This window comes from Pullulanibacillus pueri (assembly GCF_014639255.1).
Lineage (GTDB): Bacteria > Bacillota > Bacilli > Bacillales > Sporolactobacillaceae > Pullulanibacillus > Pullulanibacillus pueri.
Genome location: NZ_BMFV01000009.1, coordinates 80,895 through 100,109 on the forward strand (window position 1 = coordinate 80,895; position 19,215 = coordinate 100,109).

Below are 19,215 nucleotides of genomic sequence, written 5' to 3' on the forward strand. Positions count from 1 at the left end.
ATCCGGGGTTTATTTTATTTATAGGAGTGTTGAATGTGTTAAAAGAAGCGATTTATCATCGACCCAAAAATAATTATGCCTATGCTTACAATTCGAGTACGCTGCATATTCGGCTGCGCACCAAAAAGGACGATGTCGATGCGGTAAAGGTTATTTTTGGCGATCCCTATACTTGGGAAAAGGATATCTGGCAATATTCGAAAAGCCTTATGCTCAAAGAGGGCTCAGATGATTTATTCGATTATTGGTTAATCGAGGTAGAACCTGAATTTCGTCGATTGCGTTATGGGTTTGAATTAACAGATGGTAAGGAGACGCTTTTTTATACCGAACGTGGTTTTTATAAAGATGTCCCTAAGCATACGGGTTATTATTTTTGCTTTCCGTTTTTAAATGGTATTGATGTGTTTACTGCTCCTGATTGGGTCAAGGATACAGTTTGGTATCAGATCTTCCCAGAAAGATTTGGTAATGGGGATGCGAGTAATGATCCAAGTGGGGTTCTACCATGGGGAAGCGAAGCTCCACAACCGACAAGCCAGTTTGGCGGTGACTTGCAAGGTGTCATTGATCATCTCGATCATTTAAGTGATTTAGGGATTAATGGGATTTATTTCACGCCTATTTTTACCGCAACGTCCAACCATAAATATGATACAGTGGATTATTTTCACATCGATCCGCAATTTGGCGATGAGAAGGTCTTAAAACAGTTGATCAATGAATGTCACAAAAGGGGCATCAAAATTATGCTAGATGCGGTCTTTAATCACTGTGGCTATTATTTTGAACCCTTTCAAGATGTTCTGAAAAAGGGAAAAGACTCTAAATACTGGGATTGGTTTCATATCAAAGATTGGCCAATCCAGACGGACCCGAAACCAAATTATGATACCTTTGCGTTTACACCGTTTATGCCTAAATTTAATACTGAAAATCAAGAAGTTAAAGAGTATCTACTCAAAGTGGGGACTTATTGGGTAGAGGAGTTTGATATTGACGGTTGGCGTTTAGATGTGGCAAATGAGGTGGATCATTCTTTTTGGCGTTCCTTCCGATCTGAAGTCAAACGGATCAAGCCCGATCTGTATATCTTAGGTGAAATATGGCATGATTCCATGCCTTGGCTCCAAGGTGATCAGTTTGATGCGGTGATGAACTACCGCTTTACAACGGCTGCTCTTGATTTTATAGCTAAAGACAAGATCGATAAACAGGATTTTAAAGATGAAGTGATGAATGTCCTTTCTTCTTATCCTCACTCTGTTAATGAGGTTGCCTTTAATCTATTAGGGAGCCATGATACGCCACGAGTATTAACGGAATGTGGAGGTCATAAAGAGAAGCTTAAACTTCTGTACGCTCTGCAAATGACTTTTCCGGGCTCACCCTGTGTTTATTATGGTGATGAAATTGGGATGGAAGGTGACAATGATCCTGGCTGTCGTGCTTGCATGGTATGGGAGAAAGATAAGCAGGATTTAGATTTAATGCATGGATTAAAGAAGCTTATTAACTTACGTCATCGCAACACGACTTTAGGTTCAAATGGTCGGGTCGTTTTTGAAGATTCACCTAATAAACACGTGCTGAGATACAAAAAAGTAGGGTCTCGAGAACAATTTTTAGTCGTTTTAAATGTATCGGATCAATCTGCTGTTGAAAAAGTACCCGAAGGCTATGATGTTTGGAATGATAAGGTGCTTGCTGAACAACATCTATCATTACAACCATGGGAATTTTGTATTTTAAAATTGAAGTAGGCATTCATAGATTTATAGGTTATTTTTAAAACATAGTTGTGGGAGCAAGGGTTTTAGCAATGCCGATGTAGAGCGTTCTCTCTTGGAGGCATCTAAGCTTTGCTCCTAGAAGTTTTGACATTAGATCGTTGCGTTTCAAACAATATGAATAAGGCATAAGAGCCTACTATTAGTTTTTTAAATTTTACATCTTTTTATTAGGTTATTGAAATTCAAGAAAGGGGATGCTATGATAACGCTTGAGCAAACGTTTGCAAAACGAGAAACTTTTTTGACCTTAGTGTAAACGCTTGATTTTTTTAAACTAATTTGTGCAATCGTTTTCCTTAATAAGGTGTTAAAAGACCATTAAGTGAATCATCAAGGAAATCATTAGTTTTAAAGAATTGATACATTAAGGTTATTTTTATGTCTAGTTTATCTAAAAGAGGAGAGGGTTTGTATGAGTCGTAAAGGGCGATTGATGGGCCTGATAATGGTGTTGATTTTAAGTATTGGCTCTGTATTAGTGGGGTGTAGTTCAGATAAAGATACAAGTAGCAAGAGTGGGAAATCCAAGTCTGGAGTACCAACAGGACAAACGATTACACTTTGGGTTTGGAAAGGTGAACCTTGGCTCGGTACTGTAAAAACGATTGCACAAAAGTGGGCAAAAGAGCATAACGATACTGTGAAGATTGTTGACCAAAGTAAGCAACCCAATGGTTTTCAGTTCTATGCAACGGCAGCTCGAACAGGAAAAGGACCGGATGTTGTTCTTGGGATTCCTCATGATAATCTAGGTCTCTTCCATCAAGAAGGGCTTATTTCAGAGGTTCCAAGTGATATCGATTTGAATGCTTACAATGATTCAGTACAAAGAGCTGTGCTAGTTGACGGCAAGCCTTATGCTGTTCCGACTACTGTTGAGACCACTGCCATTGTTTATAACAAGAAGCTTGTAAAAGAAGCACCAAAGACATGGGATGAATTTAAAGCAGCGGCTGACAAAAATGGGTTTATGTATGATCAAGCCAACCTATTTAATAATTATACATTTATTGGTGGGCTTGGTGGCTATGTATTCAAAGATAACAATGGAACGTATGATCCAAAAGATATAGGTTTGGGAAATGAAGGGGCTATTAAAGCTTATCAGTTAATGTACGATATGGATAATACTTATCACTGGATGACGCCTAGCGTCGATGATAATGTTGCAAAATCAAAATTCACTTCGGGAGCCATTGGAATGTATGCGACAGGTCCGTGGGCTATTGCCGATCTAGATAAATCAAAGGTTGATTATAGTTTTGCGCCATTTCCAACACTCTCTAATGGCAAGGCAGCAACACCATTTGAGACCGTTCAAACAACGATTGTAAATGCAAGAAGTAAACACCAAGAGGCAGCATGGAGTTTAGTACAAGCTTTAAATACTAAGGAAGCTCAAATGAAGTACTACTCAGAGGATAAACAAATCCCAGCATTAAAAGAGGCTCAAGAGGATTCCACTGTACAAAGTAACGAAAATATAAAACCTTTTATCGAGCAATTAAAGACAGCTGTTCCACAGCCTAATATCCCTGAGATGCAAGCAGCCTATAGTGCGATGTCAGTCATGAAAAATATCATTTCAGGTAAGGTAACACCGGAAAAAGGTGCGAAAAGTTTTGTGGACAATATTAAAAAGGGCATTAAAGTCCAAAATCAATAAATGAGGTTGACTTAGACTTGTTCCCGGTTTTAAGCAGAAATTCCTCTTCCCAATCCAAAAGGAGAGGAATTTCTGCATTATAGAATGAGTGAAGGATTGAAAGGGAGGTCATTAGGATGTCGTTACAGTTTGCGAGTAAAAGGAAAAAGACATTAAAGAAGCCTAAGGCCAAAACACAATGGTCTGCCTATGGATACTTGGCTCCAGCCATCGTAACCATTTCTCTATTAAGTATTGCCCCGATTATCTATACCATTTATATCGCCTTTACAAATTTTAATGCGAATCATTTTTTAGACTACCAATTCGTAGGATTTGATAATTTTATAAAATTATTTACGCCTGGAAGTCCTCTAGCGAGCGTCTTTCTTCCAACTTTATTATGGACCTTTCTCTATGCCATTCTCGCGACCTTTATTAACTATGGTGCTGGTTTATTCCTAGCGGTTGTTTTGAATAATAAAGGCATGAAGGAATCTGCCATTTATCGGACTTTACTCATCATTCCTTGGGCAGTCCCTGGATTAATCAGTATGTTAATATGGAAAGGTTTATTAAATACGAGCTTTGGACAAATCAATGGTTTATTGCATTCCCTTTTTGGGATGGATCCGATTCCATGGTTAGATAGTCCGATGTGGGCTCATGTCTCTATCCTTTTAGTCAGTTTATGGGCGGGCTTCCCCTATATGATGAGTGTTTGCTTGGGGGCCTTACAATCTGTTCCAACAGAGCAATATGAAGCCGCAAGTATTGATGGAGCAACATGGTTTCAGAAGTTTAGAAGTATTACGATGGCTTCCGTTTGGAAAATTAGTCTACCTCTTCTGATTCCGACCTTTGCATTTAATTTTAATAATTTTAATGCTGTGTATCTATTAACTGGTGGTGATCCGGCGAGAACGGACAACCAATTTGCCGGAAGTACAGATATTCTTGCATCAGCGGCTTATAAAATGACATTACAATTTAACCGCTACGATTGGGCAGCTGCCATTTCTATTTTTCTATTTGCACTAGTTGCTATCTTGAGCTTAATTAACATGAAATTCACGCGTGCTTTTGAGGAGGTTGATTAATGTGGAAACTTCGACATCGAATCGGAATAATGCTCTGAGAAAGAGAAGAAAGAGTGTACGACCAGGGGAAAAAATGGTGTTGTGGGTATCCCGTGTCTTCATTTGGTGCGTTATTATCGTAACATTAATCCCTCTTTGGTTTGTTGTGATCGCGGCATTAAATCCTACGAATTCTTATTTCTCAACTTCGTTTTGGCCAACGAATGTTTCATTTGCAAATTTCCATAAATTATTTACGGAAACGACATTCTTAACAGGGTTGCGTGTGAGTGCAATGGTTTCAGTTTGTGTGGCAATAGGTCAGGTATTATTAACCGCGACAGGGGCTTTTGCCTTTTCAAAATTACGTTTTTGGGGTCGTAAATATGGATTAATGACCTTGCTCATTATTCAAATGTTTCCTAACTTTTTAGCCATCGCGGCAATCTATGCTGCGTTATCAAAGCTAGGCTTGGTCGACCAAATTTGGGCGTATATTATAGTCCTTTTAGGGGGAAGCGCCTATCAAATGTGGTTAATGAAAGGGTATTTTGATTCCATTCCGAAAGAATTAGACGAAGCTGCTTTAATAGATGGTGCTTCATCATGGCAACGGTTTTGGAAAATTATCTTACCACTTTCTGTCCCAATGCTCACGGTCATTATCTTTTTCCAGTTGATTTCAAGTTTTGATGAATACATTCTGGCGGGGACCATCCTTCAATCACCAGAAAAGGCTAACCTTGGTGTTGTGATGTATGGCTTAATTAGCGATAATCAGGGTCAAGAATGGGGAGTATTTGCAGCAGCAGCTCTTCTTACAGCAACGCCTTTGGCTATTGTGTTTGGATTGTTACAGAAATGGATATCAACAGGTCTAACTGCTGGGGCAACAAAGGGCTAAGAGAGCATTTTTATTCGCTATACAATTCTAATTAAAAATATGCTAGATTATTGATAGAGGTTGTACAAAAAGATACCCAATGTGAATGTTGCAAATAGGCTATGCATTTGTCACCTTTAATGAACATGCACTTATAAGGGATCTCTCTTATTTGGTTTATGGTGCTCTTGTCGGCATTATCACGATATAAAATTTTCTTAAATGACCTTTTTTGGGGGTCAGTTGTCTATACTAAAGGGTAGAACGATTAGCCAAATGCGCCATAAGAGAGCAGAAAAAGATAAAGAGTGTAGAAGGTGAAGTAACATGGCAATTACAATTAAGGATGTGGCCAAACAAGCAGGCGTTGCGCCTTCAACGGTTTCCCGGGTCATTTCGGATAGTCCAAGAATAAGTATGAAAACCAAGCGGAAAGTTCGAAAAGTTATGGAAGAGTTGGGATTTCATATTAATCATAATGCAAGGAACTTAGTGCAACAAAAGACGAGGAATATTGGAATCGTGATGAAGAACTCTTCAAGTGAATCATTGCATGATCCCTTCTTTCCAGAGGTTTTAAGAGGGATTAGTGCATGGTGCAATAAAGAGGATTTTAGTATTAGCCTGACGACAGGTGAAACCGAGGAAACCATTTTTAAGGACGTTGTTAAAATGGTTCAAGGGAAACAGGTTGATGGAATCATTGTTTTGTATTCTAAAAAGGACGATAAGGTGGTGCCTTATCTCAGTAAAAGTGGCATTCCCTTCGTTGTGATTGGAAGGCCTTTTGACACAGGTTACGAAATGATGTATGTGGATAATGATAATGTACTTGCTGCGAAAAGTGCCACAGAATATTTAATAAAACTAGGTCATAAAAATATTGGTTATATAGGTGGAGAGTTGGACTTTGAGGTTGCTAAGTTCCGACTACAAGGCTTTAAGGAAGCGATGCTTCTTCATCATCTCAGCATATCAGAAAGCAAAATTAAGAATCCTGAAATGTCACGAATGGATGAGGCAGTAAAAGAACTTATGGATTCAGATTCGCCGCCTACAGCATTATTGGTTATCGATGATTTGAGCGCGCTCAGTGTCCTCAGTGTTTTAAAGGAAAGAAATATCAAGGTTCCTGAAGAAGTAAGTATTGTGAGCTTTAATAATACTATTATTTCGAAGATTACAAGCCCTGCTTTAACCTCAGTGGATACGCAAATCTTTCAATTAGGCTTTGAGTCAGCAAGATGTTTGATAGAAGAAATCAATGAACCGTCTCAGATTAAGAAAAGTGTTATTATACCCACCATATTTGTAGAAAGAGAATCGACTAAGCCTATTTATATTGAGAAGGGTGCTGAGGATTAATTTTTTTGAACATTAATGCAAACGATTGCCCTTTGCTGGAAGTTTAACTTTCTATCTGCATTCGGCATGATAGGTGATATGAAAATCGGATAAAGCAATGGAGTATTGAATCTAGAAAAAGTAAAAGTAAATTCTCTCGTGACTTAACTCCTTATGGAGAGATCTTACGAATAGAGAATCCTTAAATGTGAATCTTTCGTGCGGCCAAAAAGAGTTGGAGCACAATGCCTTTTCACTTTTACAACAAGGAGGAGACATAATGCAGCAAGCATGGTGGAAGGAAGCGGTCGCTTATCAAATCTATCCCCGCAGTTTCATGGATTCGAACGGAGATGGGATTGGTGATCTCCAAGGCATCATTTCTAAGTTGGACTATTTAAAAACACTAGGTATAGATGTGATTTGGATTTGTCCGATTTACAGTTCTCCAAATGACGATAACGGTTATGATATCAGTGATTACAAAGGGATTATGGATGAATTTGGTACGATGGTTGATTTTGATCAACTTTTATCTGAAGTCCATAATCGGGGCATGAAACTGATCATGGATTTGGTGATCAACCATACGTCTGATGAACATCCATGGTTTATCGAATCACGCTCGTCTAAAGATAATTCCTATCGAGACTACTATATCTGGCAACCGGGGCAAAAGGAGAAAGAGCCTAATAACTGGGAGTCAATTTTTGGTGGATCCGCATGGGAATATGATGAAAAGACAAAGGAATACTTTATGCATGTCTTTTCCAGAAAACAACCTGACTTGAATTGGGAGAATCCCAATGTTCGTCATGCTTTATACGACATGGTCAACTGGTGGTTAGATAAGGGAATTGATGGCTTCCGCATTGATGCGATTTCTCACATTAAAAAGGTACCCGGATTTCCTGATTTGCCTAACCCTAATAATAAAAAATATGTTCCTTCGTTTGCAGGACATATGAACCGTGACGGAATTCAGGTGTTTTTAGAGGAGCTCAAGAGGGAAACCTTTGATCACTATGATATTATGACTGTCGGTGAGGCCAACGGCGTTTCGGTAGAGGAAGCTGACCAATGGGTAGGAGCAGCAGAAGGTAAATTCAATATGATCTTTCAATTTGAACATTTGGATCTTTGGGGGAAAAGTGCTTCTGGGGGACTCGATATTAATGCTTTAAAGAAGACGTTAACAAAATGGCAAAAAGGGCTTGAAGGTATCGGCTGGAATGCGTTATTCTTGGAAAATCATGATCAACCGCGTTCAGTTTCCACTTGGGGCAATGATACTGACTTAAGGGAAAAGTCGGCTAAGGCCTTGGCGACTCTTTATTTTCTAATGCAAGGCACGCCTTTTATTTACCAAGGGCAGGAAATCGGAATGACGAATGTCACTTTTGACTCTATTGATGATTATAATGATGTCGCGATTAAAAATATGTACCAAAGTGAAAGAGCTGAAGGGAAGTCACATGAAGAGATCATGGCAGTCATTTGGAAAAATGGCCGTGATAATTCAAGAACACCAATGCAGTGGAGTGATGAACCTCATGCAGGTTTTACAACCGGAAATCCATGGCTGAAGGTGAATCCCAATTACGCTAACATTAACGTCAGGGCCGCTCTTGAAAATCCTGATTCTATTTATCACTATTATAAGAGACTCATTGAACTCCGGAAGGGAAATGAGATTTTAATCTATGGGAAGTATGACCTTATCTTAGCAGAGGATGATAAGGTGTATGCTTATACGAGAAGTTTAGATCATGAGACAGTGTGCATTATTGTTAATCTTTTTGGAGAAGAAACGACAAGTATATTGCCTGATTTCAAAGGCAAATCACTTCAGTTATTAATCAGTAATTACGAGGTTGACCCGGGAGAGACCATTGATTCATTGACATTAAGACCCTATGAAGCAAGAGTATATGTTATAAAATAGAAAATAAGTATTGAAGGATGAAGCTGGGACATAACGAACTAAGCCAAGTCCAAAGACGAACACTCATATTTATAAATATGAGTAAGTGTCATGACGCAAATAAAAAGTTTAGTCAAAATACGTAGACTCAAAAAAATCGTAAGAACCACGATTTTTTCTGCGAAGATGATTCTCCTAGTCGCTTTCCTTAGTCCTGCGGGAATAGCACGAGCTGAAGATCCTCTTGGGATAACATATGTCAATCCCGAGTGAGCTAAGGCCGTGTTCAGGGAAAGCGAAGTGTTTTGACGGAGCGACCTTACGTACAAAGGGAAAAACCGAACGACTTTCAAAATCGTTCGGTTTTTCCTTTGGCTTATATACTTTTATCTCCGCCTCATCTTTTATCATAACTTTTCGAAAGACCTTATAAGGGCAGCTTTTGCTTTCACCATTACGGTACGATGACATTCTTAATATATGAAGGAGAATGCTGGAACATCAGGCTGTGTCTAGCGAAGCGGTGAAGCATAGCCGTAGTTCTGTAATGATGTAATGGCGACTACCACTGATCCTTTTTATTAAGAAGCTGTTTTGTAATCTTCTTCTGTGGTTTGGTCTCCTCCATTTTCCATCCCCATGGCTCGAAAGATGAAGGTTAGGATGACTGTTACGATAAAGTTAACGATGACAGCAAAGATCGCCGCATATCCGGGAATGGTTGCTCCGAAAATATGTAACGGATAAGTGGAGGCCATGTTTTGAGAAAACGCCATCCATGTACCTGTTGCCATGCCAACAAACCACCCGATAACTAGTGCCCATTTATTAAACCAGTTTGTATAAAGACCAACGATGATGGCAGGGAAGGTTTGGAGAATCCAGATCCCGCCAAGAAGTTGAAGGTTGATCGCATATGTTTTCGGAAAGAACAGGATAAAGACAAGGGCGCCAACTTTAACTATCAGTGAAATCAGTTTTGCTATTTTGGACTCTTGTTCCGGTGTACAATTTGGATTGATGTATTCTCTATAAATATTACGCGAGAACAGGTTAGCGGATGCAATTGACATAATGGCGGCAGGGACAAGTGCACCAATAGCAATAGCGGCAAAAGCAAAGCCGTTAAACCAATCTGGTAACATTTTTAAAAATAACGCTGGAATAGCATCATTCCCTTGTACCTTAATCCCAGCAGCCAAGGCCATAAACCCAAGTAATGTGATGAAACCAAGCACGAGAGAATAGGCTGGGAGAATCGCAGCATTTTTCCTGATCGTATTGCGATGATTGGAACTGAGTACCCCTGTTAGAGAGTGAGGATACAAGAATAAAGCCAGTGCCGATCCCAAGGCTAGTGACCCATAGGCGAAAAAGCTTTTGGAATCAAGAATGAAGGAGCCAGGTGGGTTCTTCGCGGCTAAGGCTTCTTTAGCTGCATCGAACATATGACCCAATCCACCGAGTTTTATCGGGATCACAATCATGGCGACAATGATCGTAATATAAATCATAATATCTTTAACAATCGCAATAGAGGCAGGGGCGCGTAAACCACTCGAATAAGTATAAATAGCTAAGATAACAAAAGCAATGATGAGTGGAAGTTCACCAGAAAGACCACTATGGCCGAAGCCCATCGCACTAATAACTGCCTGCATACCGACTAATTGTAGGGCAATATAAGGCATTGTGGCAAGAATACCTGTAATCGCAACGGCTAAAGCTAAGGAACTACTATTAAAACGACCGCGGACAAAATCTGAAGCCGTTACATAGCCATGCTTGCGAGAGACTGACCAAAGACGTGGCATCACAACAAAAATAAATGGATAGATAAGAATTGTATAAGGAACAGCATAGAAACCCATAGCGCCAGACCCGTACATCAGAGCGGGAACGGCAATAAAGGTATAAGCGGTATAAAGATCGCCGCCGAGTAAGAACCAAGTGACTAACGTACCGAATTTGCGTCCACCAAGACCCCATTCATCAAGTTGTGTTAAATCTCCGCGGCGCCAGCGAGCAGCATAAAAGCCTAAAACGGTTACGAAAACAAAGAATATTACGAAAACGATAAGCGCAGACCAGTTCAAGGGACTTGCCCTCCTTTTCTTAATAAGGTTTATTCAGTGTCCTTTACTTTGATATAGACGATGGCTGTAAAAATAGCAGTGATGATTACCATGGCGAGCTGATACCAATAAAAAAATGGAATGCCGAAGAGTCGTGGATGATCAAACGCATATAATCCCGGCCAGAGTGTTGTGATAAAAGGAATAATTAAAAGAATGTACCAGTAGTTAAACTTCTTCTTAGTTTTATTCTTTGCTTCCATACCAGTGTTCACCTCCTCTAATAGGTGGTCAAATTTTCTCACAATTCAACCTTCCAGTCAATAGAAAAGTATGATGATTTTGTCTATTCTCATCCATTTGAGTTGTCTGTTCTTTCCGGAAATCCATAAGGCATTTTCTAGGAGGATTTTGGTAGTGTTCAAGGTCTGAATTCTGTGTGATCCATACATGAAAAATGCTTGAACAGCAATATTAATAGAGAAAGTCGTTATGTGAAGGACTCTTTATCTACTTATGTTTCTCCATATGAAAAGAGTAGGATAATATGGGGTGGAATCTGTCGATCAATGTTCAAGTGTTTCAGATGAAAATTAAGGGAAGGTTTGATATAGTTAAAAGATCTTTAATTTAAACACTTTGTGACGCCTGAATCTTTTAATAATTTATTCTCGGGAGAGGGGGCCACTATGGAAATTCATAGTTCCATTAGTTCTTTAGTTATTGTGTTGCTCGCGGCTTTTTTAACACCCATTATTCTAAAAAAGCTTCGCTTAAATATTATTCCGGTGGTTGTTGCTGAAATTATTGTGGGTCTCATCATTGGACACAGTGGGTTTGACCTGATCCATCCAGGGGATTGGATTAATATTCTCTCGACTTTAGGGTTTATTTTTCTCATGTTTTTAAGCGGTCTAGAGATTGACTTCTCTGTCTTTTTTAACTCTGAAAAAGGGGGGCGCACAAATGAAAGCAAGGAGCCTAACCGCTTCTTGATTGCTCTCCTTGTTTTTGGATTGATTTTAGTTGTTTCTTATATTATTTCTATTTCATTGGTAGCCGGCCATTTTACGGACAATGCTTTCTTTATGACGCTCGTGATCTCCACCATTTCATTAGGTATTGTTGTGCCGACGTTAAAGGAATCCAATGTGATGCGCTCCGGTATTGGTCAAACGATTCTGATTATCGCGGTGATTGCTGACTTGGTGACCATGATCCTCTTAGCTATCTTCGTTTCCTTTTATGAGGGGGGAGGCAATACGTGGCTGCTTCTTATTTTATTTGGAGCGGGTATTGTGTTGTATTTCATAGCGAAATTTTTGCGTCACCGTTCATTGTTTGAATCCTTATCTGCAGGCACTGTACAAATTGGGACCCGAGCCATTTTTACACTAATTATTTTGCTTGTTGCGCTATCAGAAAGCGTTGGGGCGGAAAATATTCTAGGTGCTTTTTTGGCAGGAGTACTCGTTTCTTTACTTTCACCCAATAAGGAGATGGTCAAACAACTTGACTCCTTTGGTTATGGATTTTTGATTCCTATCTTCTTTGTTATGGTCGGGGTGGATCTCAATTTGCGTGAGATGTTTCACAATAAGAGTATTTTTCTCTTGATTCCCATTTTGTTTGTGGGCTTGCTTTTATCTAAACTCATCCCTGTCCTCGTGCTCAAAAAATGGTATGATTGGCGAACAGTGTTAGGATCAGGTTTCTTACTCACTTCTACCTTGTCCCTTGTAGTCGCAGCTTCCAAGGTAGGGGAACGGATTCATGTGATTTCAAGTGAAGTGGCATCAGCTCTTATTTTACTCGCGATTATTACCTGTATTATTACACCGATTCTGTTTAAAAAAGTTTTTCCTTTCCATGCCCTAGAAAGCAAGCGGAAAAAGGTGGTTATTCTTGGGGCCAATCAAATTACCTTACCACTGGCATCGGAATTGGATCAGAATATGTATGAGAGTCATATCTATCATACGAATAAAGAGATGCGCCCGAAGCAGGATTATTCGAACATGCATTATATAAAGGACTTTTCAATTGAGACCTTAGAAAAAGAGGAAATCTTCTCTGCCGATACTATCGTGACCTCAACCAGTAATGATAGTCAAAATGCATTGATTGCGGAATGTGCGCAACAACGCGATGTCAAAGGGATTGTGGCTAGAGTAGAGTCACCGCAAAAAGCCGAGGAATTGAAAAATCGTGGGATTCATGTCGTTTCTTCTTTCTTCTCAACCATGTCAATGATGAAGGCGATGATTGAATCACCGAATATTGCCAGCCTGTTCACAACAAAAGAGGATGGCTTACATCAAATTATCCTTATAAATCCGCGCTATTCACAAACGCTGGTTCGAGATCTTGATGTTCTTGAAGATGCGATTATTGTTCGGATATACAGAGACAAAAATTCGTTAATCCCTCATGGGAATACAAGGCTTTTAAAAGGCGATCGGTTAATTCTAACGGGAAAAGATGCGACCATTCAGAAACTGCGACAGGAATTTAAATAGAATAAAAGGAACGTTCAACCCCAGAATCCAAAATGGATATCTGGGGGTTATTTTTTGTTTAAGAAATAGTTAATGGCATTCAATAAGACAATGATAGTCGAAGGAGTTTCGCGTCTTTCGCTCCAAGCCACTGAAACTGCCTCATATATCCTTGGTGGGGAAAAATATACATTCATTTGATGCTTCTGAATTCGGCAAGGGGCTTTGCAAGGTGCAACTGGGGAACACCCTGTGGTTCAGGATTGGTGGGCCACCATTTTAAAGGATTTTGCTGTGCCAAATGTTCATGTGTTCAATGTTTTGGTTCCCTGGGGAGAATTTTTCGTGGGATTGGGTTTGATTCTAGGAGGCGTCACAACGTTCGCTGCCTTGATGGGAATGGTGATGAATTATGCTTACCTTTTCTCTGGGACTATAAGTACAAATCCACAATTAATTTTACTTACGATATTTATTGTCGTGGCAGGCTATAATGCTGGCAAGATAGGATTAGATTTTTGGCTAAGCAAAATAGTCGCCATCAGAAGATAACCGGATTTCACCATAAACATGATCGACTAAGAGAACACCATTTGTGACATAAATCATGAAAAGCCCATGCATTTTTTAAAAAATATGTGGGCTTTTTACGTACATTTTATTATTAATCTGTGATAAATGACTGAATAGTGTCCTTTAATCGTAAGGCGGACTGCTGAAAGCTCTGTCGTTCCTTATCGTTAAGAGATAGCTCTATGACTTCGCGAATGCCATTACGATTGATAACAGCAGGTGTTCCAATAAAAAGATCATTCATCCCGTATTCTCCATTTAATAAGGTGGATAGAGTGAGAATGGCGTGCTCGTTATTGAGGATCGCCTTCGTCAATCGAACAAGAGAAAGGGCGATAGCGTAATAGGTAGCGCCTTTTAAGTTGATAATTTCATAAGCGGCATCTCGTACTTTGATGAAGATATTATCAAGTTCCTCCCAAGTGTGAGTATCATCTGCGCGAATAATATTTGATAAGGCACGCGTGCCGATGTGGACATGACTCCAAACGGGAAATTCGCTATCACCGTGCTCCCCCATAATATAGGCATGAATATTTCGAGGATCCACTTTGAAAGATTCTCCAAGGAGATAACGGAACCGCGAAGTGTCCAAAAGAGTTCCCGAGCCGATCACCCTTTCTTTTGGTAAGCCTGATAATTTCCAAGTCGCGTAAGACAAAATGTCGACAGGATTTGTCGCGACAATAATGATGCCATCAAAGCCACTTTCCATAATGCTTCCGACAATATGCTTAAAGATCTTTAAATTCTTTTCGACTAAATCGAGTCGCGTTTCACCTGGGGCTTGATTGGCGCCAGCAGTAATCACGATGATATCGGCTTCGCGACAATCCCCATAATCTCCAGCCCATATTTTCATTGGAGAACCAAAAGACATTCCGTGCGATAAATCGAGGACATCGCCTTTTGCTTTCTTTTTATTCATATCAATTAATACAAGTTCATCGCAGAGGTGCTGGTTGAGTAGAGCGAAGGCATAACTCGAACCGACAAATCCAGTGCCAACGACGGCAATGCGTGTTAAATGATTGTGCTTCATATGACCAACTCCTTCTTTCAGTAAAACCTACATGTACATCATGCAACGATGGATAAAAAAAGAATGTGATATTCCTCACATTGAGCTGTAATCTTTGAGTTATAAATAAGAAATCAATACAGGCTTTTAACCAGCTAAGCATTCTTTAACTATTATTCCAAATTGAGGTGGTGTTATTTTTATTTTATTGTTTTTGAAGAGAAGGGTATTTGGCTAGTCCACTTTAACCTGTAATTCTATCATTTTATTATAGATACTCTCGTCCTCATGAAATAGCGAAAAGTATTTTCGTAAATGCTGAAACGCTTCTTTTTCCTTCCCTTCTTGCAGCCACCAATCCGCCATCCCTAAGGCGAGCTGTATAAGATTCTCTTCGATTTGATTTACAATCTGGATGAACCAGTCATCATAAAGCGTTGGGGCTAAGGGAAGTGCTAGGTTATTGAGAAGTTTTTGACTTGCTTCAAATTTTATTTTAGGGTCATTTTCATTTGAAATGCTTCTCAGTTGATTTAATGTTTCCGATATATCACTTGAAAACTGAGCAGTGAGATGGATATGTTCACGGTCTGTTGAGAGTAAGGGTTGAGTTGTCTTTTTTGTCATGAGCAGCTTTTTTAAATAGGAAAGATAGACCGTTAAGTTCTTCTTAGATTGACGAATGGGTAACTGTGGCCATAAAGCCTCACAAAGCTGTTCTCTAGTCGTTGAACGATGTAGAATCAAGTAGGTCAAAATAGATTTAGCAAAACGCTGGTTCCAGCCTTCCAAAATTTCTTCTTGATTAAGATAAACCTGAAAGGAATGAAGGACTCCTACATAAAGGTTTTCTAAACCTATATTCTGCCCTTTTGTTTTCCTCTCCACGAGTGAAGTATAATCTTGAATTTCTTCATACATGGAGGTGACAAAAGGATCAATTGATGGCTCGGGGTTATGATGTCTTTCAATAAAATCAAGCATAAGTACAGCGGTGATCTTAGGATTATCAAGAACGATAAAACTTGCAGCCCCAAGGATAGACATATAATGACAGTGTGAAAGTTGACTTACTTGTGAGACTAAATAGCCTTGAGGAAAAAGGATATCTTCTTCCCCTGAAAGGATAAGGGTTGGCGTATTGAATACTTTTAAATCCTCAAGAGGGTAACCGCTAATCGATAAATCCATGATGTTAGCATAGAGCTCCGGGCTTGTCCTTTTTACTATTTTAATCCAATGTTTAATGAGTGGATGGTCATGTGGAAGGACGGTTCCCATTTTAAGAATGTAGTCGATGGGAATGGTTTGTCCAGAATGACTCAGTTGCTTTCGATGCTTCCTCACTTTTTCAATAGTATGAGGGGGATTACAAGCCATAGACAACAGAATAAGTTTATCCACTTGCTTGTTGTATTGAGCGGTGTATTTGGCGGCGACTAATGCGCTGAATCCCATCCCGACTAAATGAAAATGTTTAATACGTAAGCTCTTAACAAGGAAGTGAAGGTCTTCTATGTAGAGAGAATAAGATAATGCTTGTTCTCCTCTTTCGCTTAATCCAAACCCTCTTAAGTCATATCTTACAATGGTGTATGCTTTATTCAAATAGGGGACGATTTCATCGAATAACGTGTGATCAGTAATGTTATTATGAAGTAAAATGAGTATCTCTGCCTCTTGTTTTTTTTTGGCTGGTTCAATAACATAATAAATTTTGTTTTTTCCATGCTGAAGAAACGGCATCTTTTGTCCTCCTGTTTGTCTTTCTATACAAATGTAGCGATAGTGTAGTCCGCGATCGTGTATGATAGTCGAAAACTTACATTCAGATTCTTTAAATTAGGAAACGCTTAAGCCGAGTCTTTGCACTAAATGGGGAAGGGGTGACGATATGAATAAGAGGAAGTACCTTGAGCAAGAGTGGATTGATCTGATGATGACAGCAAAAGCCTTAGGGTTATCTGTTGAGGAGGTTCAAAACTTTATCAGGAAGAAAAAAGTAAGGTCAATCCCCACAATCCATCGGCGTACTAGAACAGGGCAAGGCCGTCTTACGCTTAAGTAGAAACATTATCTAAAATTTTTAGAAGTTTCGGAATCATATTATAAAAATTATAACATACTTTACTTGGATTAATCTTTACAAAAAAGACCTTTACCATTTAATAGGAAAAGGTCTTTTTCTTTGGTAAAAGGGTTATTTTAGAATAACCTCTTTTAGTGACTTAATCGTATACTTCCCTAGATCCCTTCAGGAAGAGAGGCATAGGATTAGCCCTAAATTGTACAAACTTTATGCTTTTGAATGTGCAGAATTGTGGGTCCCTCTAGATTGACGAATGACCGTCAGCATAAGGGCAATACCGCTACAAAATAAAAGAGCACTCGTGAGATAAAATACCGTCGAAATACTGTATAAACCAGCAACCCAGCCGCCGATAGTTGGGCCGATGATATTCCCTAAAAATCTTACACTAGTATTATAGCCGAGCACTTCACCTTGGATGGCAAGAGGCGTCACTTGACGGATGAAAGCTGTACGAAGAGGGATAATACCTCCAATCGCCATACCCAGTAGGAAACGGACAATGACTAATTCCCAGATATTTGTTACAAATGCACCAGGGAGATAGACGATGGCTGATAAAAACAGTAAGATAACAAGAATTTTTTCATAACCTACACGATCGGCAATCTTGCCCCAATTACGCGCCATTAACAAATTTCCAAGGCCTGCGGCGGAAAACGCTAACCCTGAGAAAAAAGCAAGATTTGCTGGTCCGTGTAACAGGCTAACATAGAGTGCAAGTATCGGTTGAATACTGAAATTGGCCACTTGTACAAACAGGGAAACAATCATGATCATGAGAAGCATTGGATTAAGAAAAATATGTTTAAGCACCTCAAGAGATGAATAGCGTTCCTTTGTTTGTTCAGTTTTTTCAATTCTAACCTCTTTAACACCAAAGAGGACAAAACATGCAGCCAGAAGGAGTGTGATACTTGTCAGATGAAAAGTGGTTGAAAAGCCAACGGAATCAGCCAATAAACCACCGAACATAGGCCCAAGTAAGCTTCCCGTCACATTCCCGGTTTGTAGAGTTCCCAGCACACGACCGGCCAGGTGTTTCGGTGTCTGCGTTGATATGAGCGCTTGAGACATAGAAATAAAGCCTGTGAAAATACCCATAAATAATCGAAGAATGAAAAGTTGTAAAACTGAAGTGACAAATCCCATGAGTAAAACAGAAATAGCCATACCAAAGGCAGCAATGACTAAGATTTTCTTTCGACCATGGCGATCTCCAAATCGGCCCCAAATGGGGGAAACAATGAAAGCCATGAGAAAGGTAATGGCGAATACCCAACCGGACCATTGTTGAACATACTTATCAGAATGGTTTCCTAAGCCCTCTATATATAAGGACAAGAAAGGTACCACCATGGTCATACTGCCGCCCATGAAAAAGTTGGCAAACCACATGATCCAAAGGTTTCGCTTTGCTGCTTTTTCTTGATCTAAAATACCTAATCCCTTCTTTTTTATTTAATATTATTTCGGATTTCAAAATATATTTTATACCTATTGTGCTTCTAATGGAAATCAAATGCTTTACTATTGTGTTCGAACCTCAAAGGGTCTTTTTGTAAGTTGCAAGGAAAGTGGATATGAGTAAACGGAAAAGAAAGTGAGGGGTAAACACTGAATGGCGTGTATTTATAAATTGTGATTGACTCTTGAAACAGTGGGGGCATTTATTCCTCTTAACATATTCTCCAGATTCGAAAACCATAATAATCAAACGATTTGGGTGTCCGTTTTCCAGGGTCCTTTCCAAAAGGGTTTTAATCTTCGATGCCTGTTTATTCCTTGTTCTCATTATTAAGTAAGAACCTCATAAAATCGCGCATTTGTTTTTTCTTGTCTTCGGGTGCATTTAAATAGCCTTTAAAAAAACTTTCAGTTTCGGGGTCATTCATCAAGTGTTCTTTTATCTCTCCGCTTAAGGGGCTTTGCGTTTGAACTGTATAGTCGTATTGATTCTCAAGATAGCCTGCCTTTTCCATTAATTGTTCATAAGAATAGTTATAAGCTTTTGCCAATTTCTTTAGTGTCTCGGGAGAGGGGTTAAGGGGTTTATGTGTTGCACGTCTATAGCCTTTTTCAATATCGGCTATGTAGGAATGGGACAGACCGGTGCTTTCAGCTACTGCTCTTAAGGAACGTTCTCCGCGTAATGCTTTTAAAAGCTCACCTAATTCATTCATTTTCTTAACTCCCTTATTGACTTCTTAATCCTAGTGTAATACAAAGTGGACAAACATGAAATAAAAATAAAGACAAATGTCGAACGGAGTTGACAGGAACGGATGTTC

At 39.3% G+C, this 19,215-nt stretch carries 14 protein-coding genes and 1 pseudogene; 9 read left to right on the plus strand and 6 right to left on the minus strand.

Going from position 1 to position 19,215, the window contains the following annotated elements:
• Positions 1-35: 35 nt before the first annotated feature.
• The 6 genes from IEV91_RS07850 to IEV91_RS07875 all read left to right on the plus strand — a co-directional run bounded on the left by IEV91_RS07850 (position 36) and on the right by IEV91_RS07875 (position 8,689).
• Positions 36-1,763 carry a glycoside hydrolase family 13 protein gene (locus IEV91_RS07850; protein ID WP_188496904.1) on the plus strand — a complete coding sequence of 576 codons (1,728 nt, stop codon included), beginning with the start codon at positions 36-38 and terminating at the stop codon, positions 1,761-1,763.
• A 442-nt stretch (positions 1,764-2,205) separates the two neighbouring features.
• The gene (locus IEV91_RS07855; RefSeq protein WP_188496875.1) at positions 2,206-3,459 is read left to right on the plus strand and encodes a sugar ABC transporter substrate-binding protein; all 1,254 of its coding nucleotides are present in this window, start codon (positions 2,206-2,208) and stop codon (positions 3,457-3,459) included.
• Positions 3,460-3,575: 116 nt separating this feature from the next.
• The gene (locus IEV91_RS07860; RefSeq protein WP_188496876.1) at positions 3,576-4,538 is read left to right on the plus strand and encodes a carbohydrate ABC transporter permease; all 963 of its coding nucleotides are present in this window, start codon (positions 3,576-3,578) and stop codon (positions 4,536-4,538) included.
• 1 nt (position 4,539) lies between these two features.
• Positions 4,540-5,421, plus strand: a complete 882-nt coding sequence (locus IEV91_RS07865) for a sugar ABC transporter permease (protein ID WP_229745468.1) — start codon at positions 4,540-4,542, stop codon at positions 5,419-5,421.
• Positions 5,422-5,727: 306 nt separating this feature from the next.
• Entirely contained in the window at positions 5,728-6,765 is a 1,038-nt protein-coding gene (locus IEV91_RS07870; RefSeq protein WP_188496877.1) for a LacI family DNA-binding transcriptional regulator, read from the plus strand.
• Between the two features lie 259 nt (positions 6,766-7,024).
• Positions 7,025-8,689, plus strand: coding sequence for a glycoside hydrolase family 13 protein (locus IEV91_RS07875; RefSeq protein WP_188496878.1), 1,665 nt, complete (start codon positions 7,025-7,027; stop codon positions 8,687-8,689).
• Positions 8,690-9,249: 560 nt separating this feature from the next.
• On the opposite strand, the gene mctP is transcribed toward IEV91_RS07875, so the two are convergent.
• Together mctP and IEV91_RS07885 are read right to left on the minus strand one after the other, a co-directional pair.
• Positions 9,250-10,764: a monocarboxylate uptake permease MctP gene (mctP, locus tag IEV91_RS07880; RefSeq protein WP_188496879.1), complete on the minus strand. Its 1,515-nt coding sequence runs from the start codon at positions 10,762-10,764 to the stop codon at positions 9,250-9,252.
• Between the two features lie 29 nt (positions 10,765-10,793).
• Positions 10,794-11,006, minus strand: coding sequence for a DUF3311 domain-containing protein (locus IEV91_RS07885; RefSeq protein WP_188496880.1), 213 nt, complete (start codon positions 11,004-11,006; stop codon positions 10,794-10,796).
• Between the two features lie 426 nt (positions 11,007-11,432).
• On the opposite strand from IEV91_RS07885, the gene IEV91_RS07890 reads away from it, so the two are divergent.
• Positions 11,433-13,262, plus strand: a complete 1,830-nt coding sequence (locus tag IEV91_RS07890; RefSeq protein WP_188496881.1) for a monovalent cation:proton antiporter family protein — start codon at positions 11,433-11,435, stop codon at positions 13,260-13,262.
• A 160-nt stretch (positions 13,263-13,422) separates the two neighbouring features.
• A pseudogene (locus IEV91_RS07895) lies at positions 13,423-13,793 on the plus strand (Crp/Fnr family transcriptional regulator); the annotation flags it as partial.
• Positions 13,794-13,905: 112 nt separating this feature from the next.
• Here the strand turns inward: IEV91_RS07895 and IEV91_RS07900 are convergent.
• Positions 13,906-14,856 carry an L-lactate dehydrogenase gene (locus IEV91_RS07900; protein ID WP_188496882.1) on the minus strand — a complete coding sequence of 317 codons (951 nt, stop codon included), beginning with the start codon at positions 14,854-14,856 and terminating at the stop codon, positions 13,906-13,908.
• 213 nt (positions 14,857-15,069) lie between these two features.
• Entirely contained in the window at positions 15,070-16,581 is a 1,512-nt protein-coding gene (locus tag IEV91_RS07905) for an alpha/beta hydrolase (RefSeq protein WP_188496883.1), read from the minus strand.
• Positions 16,582-16,729: 148 nt separating this feature from the next.
• Here IEV91_RS07905 and IEV91_RS07910 point away from each other — a divergent pair, with 148 nt between their 5' ends.
• Entirely contained in the window at positions 16,730-16,903 is a 174-nt protein-coding gene (locus tag IEV91_RS07910; protein ID WP_188496884.1) for an anti-repressor SinI family protein, read from the plus strand.
• Between the two features lie 228 nt (positions 16,904-17,131).
• Here IEV91_RS07910 and IEV91_RS07915 read toward each other — a convergent pair whose 3' ends face one another.
• Together IEV91_RS07915 and IEV91_RS07920 are read right to left on the minus strand one after the other, a co-directional pair.
• Entirely contained in the window at positions 17,132-18,322 is a 1,191-nt protein-coding gene (locus tag IEV91_RS07915; protein WP_188496885.1) for an MFS transporter, read from the minus strand.
• A 380-nt stretch (positions 18,323-18,702) separates the two neighbouring features.
• Entirely contained in the window at positions 18,703-19,107 is a 405-nt protein-coding gene (locus IEV91_RS07920) for a helix-turn-helix domain-containing protein (RefSeq protein WP_188496886.1), read from the minus strand.
• Between the last annotated feature and the right edge of the window lie 108 nt (positions 19,108-19,215).

Bases quoted from the DNA above. Each gene is read 5' to 3' on its own strand.
- IEV91_RS07855 (WP_188496875.1), top strand. From the start codon at position 2,206: ATGAGTCGTAAAGGGCGATTGATGGGCCTGATAATGGTGTTGATTTTA.
- IEV91_RS07860 (WP_188496876.1), top strand. From the start codon at position 3,576: ATGTCGTTACAGTTTGCGAGTAAAAGGAAAAAGACATTAAAGAAGCCT.
- IEV91_RS07870 (WP_188496877.1), top strand. From the start codon at position 5,728: ATGGCAATTACAATTAAGGATGTGGCCAAACAAGCAGGCGTTGCGCCT.
- IEV91_RS07875 (WP_188496878.1), top strand. From the start codon at position 7,025: ATGCAGCAAGCATGGTGGAAGGAAGCGGTCGCTTATCAAATCTATCCC.
- IEV91_RS07885 (WP_188496880.1), bottom strand. From the start codon at position 11,006: ATGGAAGCAAAGAATAAAACTAAGAAGAAGTTTAACTACTGGTACATT.
- IEV91_RS07890 (WP_188496881.1), top strand. From the start codon at position 11,433: ATGGAAATTCATAGTTCCATTAGTTCTTTAGTTATTGTGTTGCTCGCG.
- IEV91_RS07900 (WP_188496882.1), bottom strand. From the start codon at position 14,856: ATGAAGCACAATCATTTAACACGCATTGCCGTCGTTGGCACTGGATTT.
- IEV91_RS07905 (WP_188496883.1), bottom strand. From the start codon at position 16,581: ATGCCGTTTCTTCAGCATGGAAAAAACAAAATTTATTATGTTATTGAA.
- IEV91_RS07910 (WP_188496884.1), top strand. From the start codon at position 16,730: ATGAATAAGAGGAAGTACCTTGAGCAAGAGTGGATTGATCTGATGATG.
- IEV91_RS07915 (WP_188496885.1), bottom strand. From the start codon at position 18,322: ATGTGGTTTGCCAACTTTTTCATGGGCGGCAGTATGACCATGGTGGTA.
- IEV91_RS07920 (WP_188496886.1), bottom strand. From the start codon at position 19,107: ATGAATGAATTAGGTGAGCTTTTAAAAGCATTACGCGGAGAACGTTCC.